This window comes from Chrysiogenia bacterium (assembly GCA_020434085.1).
Lineage (GTDB): Bacteria > JAGRBM01 > JAGRBM01 > JAGRBM01 > JAGRBM01 > JAGRBM01.
Genome location: JAGRBM010000560.1, coordinates 1 through 7,588 on the forward strand (window position 1 = coordinate 1; position 7,588 = coordinate 7,588).

At 62.7% G+C, this 7,588-nt stretch carries 7 protein-coding genes; all 7 read left to right on the plus strand.

Annotated features, from left to right (window positions below; translation table 11 throughout):
* Positions 1–771: glutamine-hydrolyzing carbamoyl-phosphate synthase small subunit (gene carA / locus KDH09_18485; protein ID MCB0221691.1), on the plus strand; the 771-nt coding region annotated here is incomplete at its 5' end.
* The gene (locus tag KDH09_18490; GenBank protein ID MCB0221692.1) at positions 768–1,457 is read left to right on the plus strand and encodes a hypothetical protein; all 690 of its coding nucleotides are present in this window, start codon (positions 768–770) and stop codon (positions 1,455–1,457) included. The genes carA and KDH09_18490, both read left to right, overlap by 4 nt.
* Positions 1,458–1,516: 59 nt before the next feature.
* On the plus strand, positions 1,517–4,726 hold the full coding sequence (carB, locus tag KDH09_18495; GenBank protein ID MCB0221693.1) for a carbamoyl-phosphate synthase large subunit: 3,210 nt from the start codon (positions 1,517–1,519) through the stop codon (positions 4,724–4,726).
* A 72-nt stretch (positions 4,727–4,798) separates the two neighbouring features.
* Entirely contained in the window at positions 4,799–5,272 is a 474-nt protein-coding gene (gene greA, locus KDH09_18500) for a transcription elongation factor GreA (protein MCB0221694.1), read from the plus strand.
* A 12-nt stretch (positions 5,273–5,284) separates the two neighbouring features.
* Positions 5,285–6,214: a hypothetical protein gene (locus tag KDH09_18505; GenBank protein ID MCB0221695.1), complete on the plus strand. Its 930-nt coding sequence runs from the start codon at positions 5,285–5,287 to the stop codon at positions 6,212–6,214.
* Between the two features lie 24 nt (positions 6,215–6,238).
* Positions 6,239–7,231 (plus strand): signal peptide peptidase SppA, encoded by a 993-nt coding sequence (gene sppA / locus KDH09_18510; protein MCB0221696.1) that lies wholly within the window; start codon positions 6,239–6,241, stop codon positions 7,229–7,231.
* A 98-nt stretch (positions 7,232–7,329) separates the two neighbouring features.
* Positions 7,330–7,588 (plus strand): hypothetical protein (locus KDH09_18515; protein ID MCB0221697.1); only part of this gene is annotated, 259 nt, incomplete at its 3' end.

Genomic DNA, 7,588 nt, shown 5'->3' on the forward strand with positions numbered 1-7,588 from the left:
GTGCGTCACATCCGCGATGCCGGCGCGCAGATGGGCGTGCTGAGCACCGAGGATCTCGACCCCAAATCGCTCGTCGAAAAGGCGAAGAACGCGCCGGGTCTTGTGGGCCGTGACCTCGTCAAGGAAGTCACCTGCGAGAAACCCTACGAGTGGACCGAGGGCACGTGGAAGCTGGGCGAGGGATACACCAAACCCGCGAACCTCAAGCACCACGTCGTCGCGATGGACTTCGGGATCAAGCGCAACATTCTGCGCAACCTCGTTGACGTGGGCTGCAAGGTTACCGTCGTTCCGGCAACGGCCAGCGCCGATGAAGTGCTTGCCTACAACCCCGACGGGATTTTCCTCTCGAACGGCCCCGGCGATCCCGAGGGCGTTCCCTACGCGGCCGAGACGGTTGCGAAGCTCATCGGCAAGAAGCCCATCTTTGGAATTTGCCTGGGCCACCAGATCCTCTCGCTCTCGCTGGGGGCGAAGACCTACAAGCTGAAATTCGGGCACCGCGGCGGCAACCAGCCGGTCAAGGATTTTGCCACCGGGCGGGTGGAAATCTCCTCGCAGAACCATGGCTTTGCCGTGGACCTGGACTCGCTCTCGGGCACGCCGCTTGAATCGACCCACATCAACCTGAACGATCAGACCTCCGAGGGCGTGCGCCACAAGGAGCTGCCGGTCTTCAGCGTGCAGTACCACCCGGAGGCATCGCCGGGCCCCCACGATTCGAGCTACCTGTTCGAACGCTTCGTGGAACTCATGGAGAAGAAGGCTTGAGCGACTTCGCCCCCATCGAAGACATCGGCGAGATCACCGGATCGCTGCCCGATGACGCGTGGAACGAGCTCTATGAGAAGCTCGTTCTTGAGGCCGTGCAGGGCGGCAAGGCGCCGGGCTTTGAAAAGGCGCGGGCCCACTACTTCGCACGCACGGGCGAGGTCTATGCCGACGACCAGGACTACAACCAGCGCATGAGCCTGTTCCTCGACTGGTTCATCTTCGGCTGGAAGGACGATGAGGGGCGGACGCCCGCGGAGCGGATTCTCTCCGATCCAGAGAGCGGCCTGGAGGCCCTCGCCGACCTGCAGCACTCGCTCTACGAATACCTGGGCGACAAGGGCGAGCACTTCCGCCTGCGCGACCTGATCTCGGGCGAAAAGATTTTCGTGGTGGCCGGGCCGAACTCGCCATTCCTGACCAAGGACGATCCCTTCGAGACGCGGCTCATCTCCACCTACGACGGGCTGCATCTGGTCGGTCCGGTGTGCCTGCATCCGGGTGCGGCCAAGAAAGTCATCGCCAGGCGCATCAAGGTGCTGCGCAAGGAATACAAGAAGATGCCCGAAGAGCTGCCCGCGCGCACGGAGGAGCTGCTGCTCCACCTGCGCGAGCTGCGCACCAAGGCCCAGCGTTACGCGCACGTCGATCCCGCGAAGATCTACGGCGAGGCGCTGGCCGGTTGAGTTTGTAAAAACGGATCCCACGCGTGCGGTGAAAGCGCGCGAGAAGAACAAGAAGAGACATGCCGAAGCGTACAGACATCCACAAAATCATGCTCATTGGCGCCGGACCCATCATCATCGGGCAGGCCTGTGAATTCGACTACTCGGGCACCCAGGCCTGCAAGGCGCTCAAGGAAGAGGGCTACGAGGTCGTGCTGGTCAACTCCAACCCGGCCACCATCATGACCGACCCGGAGTTTGCCGATCGCACCTACGTCGAGCCGATCACGGCCGAGGTGGTCGAGAAGATCATCGCCAAGGAGCAGCCCGACGCCCTGTTGCCCACCGTGGGCGGGCAGACCGCGCTCAACTGCGCGATGGACCTGCATCGCCTGGGTGTGCTCGAGCAGTACAATGTCGAGCTGATCGGCGCCTCGATCAAGGCCATCGAGAAGGCCGAGGACCGCGAGCTCTTCAAGGAAGCAATGGACAAGATCGGCCTGTCCATGCCCAGTGGCGGCTTTGCCAAGAACATCGAAGAAGCCTGGAAGATCGCCGACCAGGTGGGCTTCCCCGCGATCATCCGCCCTTCCTACACCCTGGGCGGCACCGGCGGCTCGGTCGTCTACAACAAGAAGGAATACGAGACGCAGGTGAAGTGGGGTCTCGAAGCCTCGCCGGTTCACGAAGTGCTGATCGAGCAGAGCATCCTGGGCTGGAAGGAATACGAGCTCGAAGTGATGCGCGATACCGCCGACAACGTGGTCATCATCTGCTCCATCGAGAACTTCGATCCCATGGGCGTGCACACCGGCGACTCCATCACCGTGGCGCCCGCGCAGACGCTCTCCGACAAGGAATACCAGCTTCTTCGCGACGCCTCGCTCAACATCATTCGCGAGATCGGCGTCGATACCGGCGGCTCGAACATCCAGTTCGGCATCAATCCCCAGAATGGCGAGATGGTGGTCATCGAGATGAACCCGCGCGTCTCGCGCTCCTCGGCGCTGGCCTCGAAGGCGACGGGCTTCCCCATTGCCAAGATCGCGGCGAAGCTCGCCGTGGGTTACAGCCTTGACGAGATTCCCAACGACATCACCCGCGAGACGCCGGCCTCCTTCGAACCGACCATCGACTACGTCGTGACGAAGATCCCGCGCTTTGCCTTCGAGAAGTTCCCGCAGGCGGACTCTACCCTGACCACCCAGATGAAGAGCGTGGGCGAGGCCATGAGCATCGGCCGCACTTTCAAGGAGAGCTTCCAGAAGGCGCTGCGCTCGCTGGAGATCGACCAGTGGGGCTTCGACAGCCCCGAAGACGATGGTTCGCTGAGTCTGGAAGAGCGCCTGCGCGTCCCCAAGGCCGAGCGCCTGTGGTGGATCGGCGAGGCCTTCCGCCGCGGAATGAGCATGGAGGAAGTCTTCGAGATCACGAAGGTGGATCCCTGGTTCCTCGGCAATATCGAGGAAATCGTTGCCGCCGAGAAGGACGTCACCGAGAACGGTGGGCTCGAGGACGCGGCACGGCTGCGCGAGCTCAAGCGCATGGGCTTTTCCGACCGGCGGCTCGCTGCGCTCTCGGGCAAGAGCGAGGAAGAGGTCCGCACGCTCCGCTACGACAACGGGATTCGCCCAGTCTACAAGCGCGTCGATACCTGCGGCGCGGAGTTCGAGGCCCACACGCCCTATCTCTATTCGACCTATGAGGACGAAGACGAAGCCGATGTCACCGACAGGGAAAAGATCATCATCCTGGGTGGTGGTCCCAATCGCATCGGCCAGGGAATCGAGTTCGACTACTGCTGCGTCCACGCCGCCTTTGCTTTGAGCGCCGACGGTTACGAGACCATCATGGTCAACTGCAATCCCGAGACGGTCTCCACCGACTATGACACCTCCGACCGGCTCTACTTCGAGCCGCTTACCCTCGAAGACGTGATGCACATCGTCGAGGCCGAAAAGCCCAAGGGCGTCATCGTGCAGTTCGGCGGGCAGACCCCGCTCAAACTGGCGGTTCCGCTCGAAAAACTCGGCGTTCCGATTCTGGGGACGAGTCCCGACGCCATCGACCGCGCCGAAGACCGGCGCCGCTTCTCCGAGGTGATCGACAAGGTCGGCCTAAAGCAGCCCGAGAACGGGACGGCGACGAGCGCCGAAGAGGCCGTCGCCATCGCCGGGGGCATCGGCTACCCGGTGCTCGTGCGTCCCTCCTACGTGCTGGGCGGACGCGCAATGGAAATCGTCTACGACGAGGCTGCCCTGCGCCGCTACATGGCGACCGCAGTGAAGGCCTCGCCCGACCATCCGGTGCTCGTTGATGCTTTCCTCGACGACGCGATCGAAGTCGACGTGGACTGTCTTTCCGATGGCAAACGCGCCGTGGTTGCCGGGCTCATGGAACACATCGAGCAGGCGGGCGTTCACTCGGGCGACAGCGCCTGCGCGATTCCGCCGTTCTCGCTCTCAAAGGAAGTGATCGAAACCATCAAGCAGCAGACCCGCGACATCGCGCTCGAACTGGGCGTCGTCGGTCTGATGAACGTGCAGTGGGCCGTCAAGGATGGTGATGTCTACGTGCTCGAAGTCAACCCGCGCGCCTCGCGCACGGTGCCGTTTGTCTCGAAGGCCAAGGGGATTCCGCTTGCCAAAATCGCTTCGCAGGTCATGGCGGGCAAGAGCCTCGATGAGCTTGGCGTGGAAGACCCCGGCAGCCCCGACCACGTGGCGGTCAAGGAAGCGGTCTTCCCCTTCATCAAGTTCCCCAATGTCGACACCATTCTGAGTCCGGAGATGAAATCCACGGGCGAGGTCATGGGGATCGATCGCGACTTCGGCACGGCCTTCTACAAAAGCCAGATTGCCGCCGGGCAGAACCTGCCGACCTCGGGAATGGTGTTCATCTCCGTGCGCGATGCCGACAAGGAAGGGATCCTGCCCCTGGCCAAACAGCTCAAGGACCTGGGTTTCGAACTCATCGGCACCGGCGGCACGGCCCGCTTCCTCAACGAAAAGGGCATCGAGACCGAGGTGGTCAACAAGGTGATGCAGGGACGCCCCCACATCGTCGACCGGATGATCTCCGGGGACATCGCCCTGGTCTTCAATACGACCCACGGGGCCAAGGCGGTGCAGGACTCCTACAGCCTTCGCCGGGCGGCCCTGGAGAACCGCATTCCCTACCAGACCACCCTGGCGGGGGCCCGGGCGGCCGTGGAGGCCATTGCCACGATCAAGAAATCAGCCTTTGGCGTTGGCGCACTTCAGGACTATCATTCCCGCAAATCCACGTAACGGCCACCAGCCCCCGGGAACTGCCGCGGCGGCGGGGTCGTTTTTGTCGTGTACTGAGCGGAGTAGCAAAAAATGGACAAGAGCCCGATGACCGTAAAGGGACATGAGGCCCTCAAAGAGGAACTCAAGCGCCTGAAAACGGTGGAGCGGCCTGCCATCATTCAGGCAATTGAAGAGGCGCGCGCTCACGGCGACCTTTCCGAAAATGCCGAATACCACGCAGCCAAGGAAAAGCAGGGCTTCAACGAGGGTCGGATCTCCGAACTCGAGGGCCGGCTTGCGAGCGCCGAGGTCATCGATCCCAAGAGCCTGAGCGGGGACCGGGTGGTCTTCGGTGCCACGGTGAAGCTGCTCAACCTCGAAACCGATGAAGAAGTCACCTACCAGATTGTCGGTCCCGACGAGGCCGACGTCAGCGCGGGGATGATCTCCCTGACCTCGCCGGTGGCGCGCGGCCTGCTGGGCAAGAGCGTGGGCGACGACGTCGCCATCCGCACGCCCAAGGGCGGGTCGGAATACGAAATCCTTGCCGTTGAGTTCGTTTAGCCTGGAGTCTTGATGTCCCCGTTGCAGCCGAGCGCCCGGTTCTCGATGCGCGCCTTACTGGCGGGCACGCTGGCGCTGTGTCTGGCAATCGGGACGGGCGCCTGCGACTCGGGCTCGAAAGAGCGCAAGCCGCTGCGTGAGCCTGTGCCGGTCACGAAAGCCCCGCCCGAACTCCCCAAGATCGTCGGCGACTCTCCGGGCAAGCTCGGCCAGGAAGTTGCCTTCAACCTGGGCAAGGCTTCCGATTACTACAACGCGCTCACTTCATTCGAAATGAAGGCCACCACCGAAGCGACAGTGGAGGGCGGCGGCGGTCCTCCGGGAAAGACCTGGCAGGAAGTGGTCGTGCGCCAGGCGCACGGCGATGACTACGATCTGAGCCTCGATCTCATCGTCGATGGCAGCAGCGAATACAACGGCCGTGCGGGATTCTCCGCAATCCGCCGCGACGGGTATTTCTATTTCAAGACCGCCGAGAGCGATCGCTACTTCCGCCGCAAGGCCAAGCCCAGCATGACGGTCTCGTACCTGGTGCCGATGGATACGATGCAGGGCTACCTGGATTTCATGCAGCACGGCGCGAAGTTCGTGATCTCCCGCGGGATGCACCTGGGGCGCCCGGCGCGCATCTACAAGATCGTCGAGGCGCTGCCCTTCGAGGAAAACCCCAGTTACAAGGGCAAGCCGGTCGCCAAGTCCGACATGCAGGGCGAGATCTGGGTGGACGAGGGCAGCGGCCTCGTCGTGAAGATCGACTTCACCATGATGCGCGAGAGCTATGACCTGGGTGCCGGTCCGCTAAAAAGCGTGCAACACGAAATGTTCGAGCTCACGAAGATCGGCGACATCGGCCCGATCTATCAACCCGAAGATTATTACGAGGGCGAGGATGAATTCTCCCCGCCGGAGATGAAGGTCCCCGCGCTGTTGGGTGACAAGTAACGCACGTCGATTCTGGGAGGAATGATGAAACGATTCGCTGTTCTGTTCGTACTGGCTTTGACGGTCCTCGCGCAGGGGTGTGTGACCCTGAACATGTTTCCGCCCGAACATCCGCTCGGCGAATACACCATCGGCGGGGACGAGAGCGCCGATGCCAAGGTGCTGGTGGTCGATGTCTCGGGCATCATTCTCGATACCGAGCAGAAGGGCCTGCTGGGCCTCACCGGGCTGGAGAACACGGCGGCAAAGGTCCGTGCGGCGCTTCGCAAGGCCGACGAGGACCGCGACATCGCGGCCGTCATCATCCGCATCAACAGCCCCGGCGGCACGGTCACGGCCTCGGACCTCATTCACTACGAGATCCGTTCCTTCCGCAACCGGCATCCGCACATCCCGGTGCATGCGATGATGCTCGATCTGGCTGCCTCTGGCGGCTACTACGTTGCCGTTTCCACCGAGAAGATCTGGGCGCATCCGACCACGGTGACCGGTTCCATCGGCGTCATCGTGCAGGGGGTGAACCTCTCGGGCCTCTTCGACAAGATCGGCATCGAGGATCAGACCATCAAGTCGGGCAAGCACAAGGACATGATGTCGCCGCTGCGTCCGCAAGATGACTCCGACCGCAAGCTCATGCAGGGCGTCGTCGATTCTCTCTATGAGCAGTTCCTGGCCCGCGTGATGGCGGGCCGTCCCGAGGCCAAGGAAGAGCGCCTTCGCGAGATCGCCGATGGCCGCGTCTATACGGCGCAGACGGCGAAGGAAGAAAAGCTCATCGACGAGATCGGCTACTTCGACGACGTGGTGGAAGGCCTGCGCCAGCAGACCGGCCGGAAGTCCCTGCGCGTGGTGACCTACCGCAACAAGGAAATTCACGACGACAATATCTACGCCCAGGCGCGCCAGAGCACGATCAGCGAGGCGACGCTCGGGCACTGGGCGTCGATGCTGCTCAGCGGACAGGTGAGCGGCGGTTCGCCGTTTCTCTATTACTGGGCGCCCGGCCTTGGCCGGTAGGGCGAACACGCTTGCGTTGACGCGCCCGTGGGCTGGATATATGTAGCGATTGGTGCGAGCCGTCCGGTGGCGGCTTGCGGGGACACCGGGGGAAAGCCATGAGCCACGCAATTCATCGTTTCTGGGCGTTCGTCGCCCTGTTTGCCATCGTTGCAACCACATCTGCCTGCGGCGGGAAGAAGGCGGTCCTAGCGCCCGAGTGGGAACAGCTCAAGCCCTCCTGCATGGCAGTGCTTCCGGTGCAGAACGAATCGACCGACGGCGAGGCCCCCGCGGTTTTCCGCCGGCTGCTTGAAGAAAAGCTTCCGGCCAAGGGCTACCGCGTTCCCCCGCGCGACTTTGTCGACAAGATTCTGA

Bases quoted from the DNA above. Each gene is read 5' to 3' on its own strand.
- KDH09_18505 (MCB0221695.1), top strand. From the start codon at position 5,285: ATGTCCCCGTTGCAGCCGAGCGCCCGGTTCTCGATGCGCGCCTTACTG.
- sppA (MCB0221696.1), top strand. From the start codon at position 6,239: ATGAAACGATTCGCTGTTCTGTTCGTACTGGCTTTGACGGTCCTCGCG.
- greA (MCB0221694.1), top strand. From the start codon at position 4,799: ATGGACAAGAGCCCGATGACCGTAAAGGGACATGAGGCCCTCAAAGAG.
- carB (MCB0221693.1), top strand. From the start codon at position 1,517: ATGCCGAAGCGTACAGACATCCACAAAATCATGCTCATTGGCGCCGGA.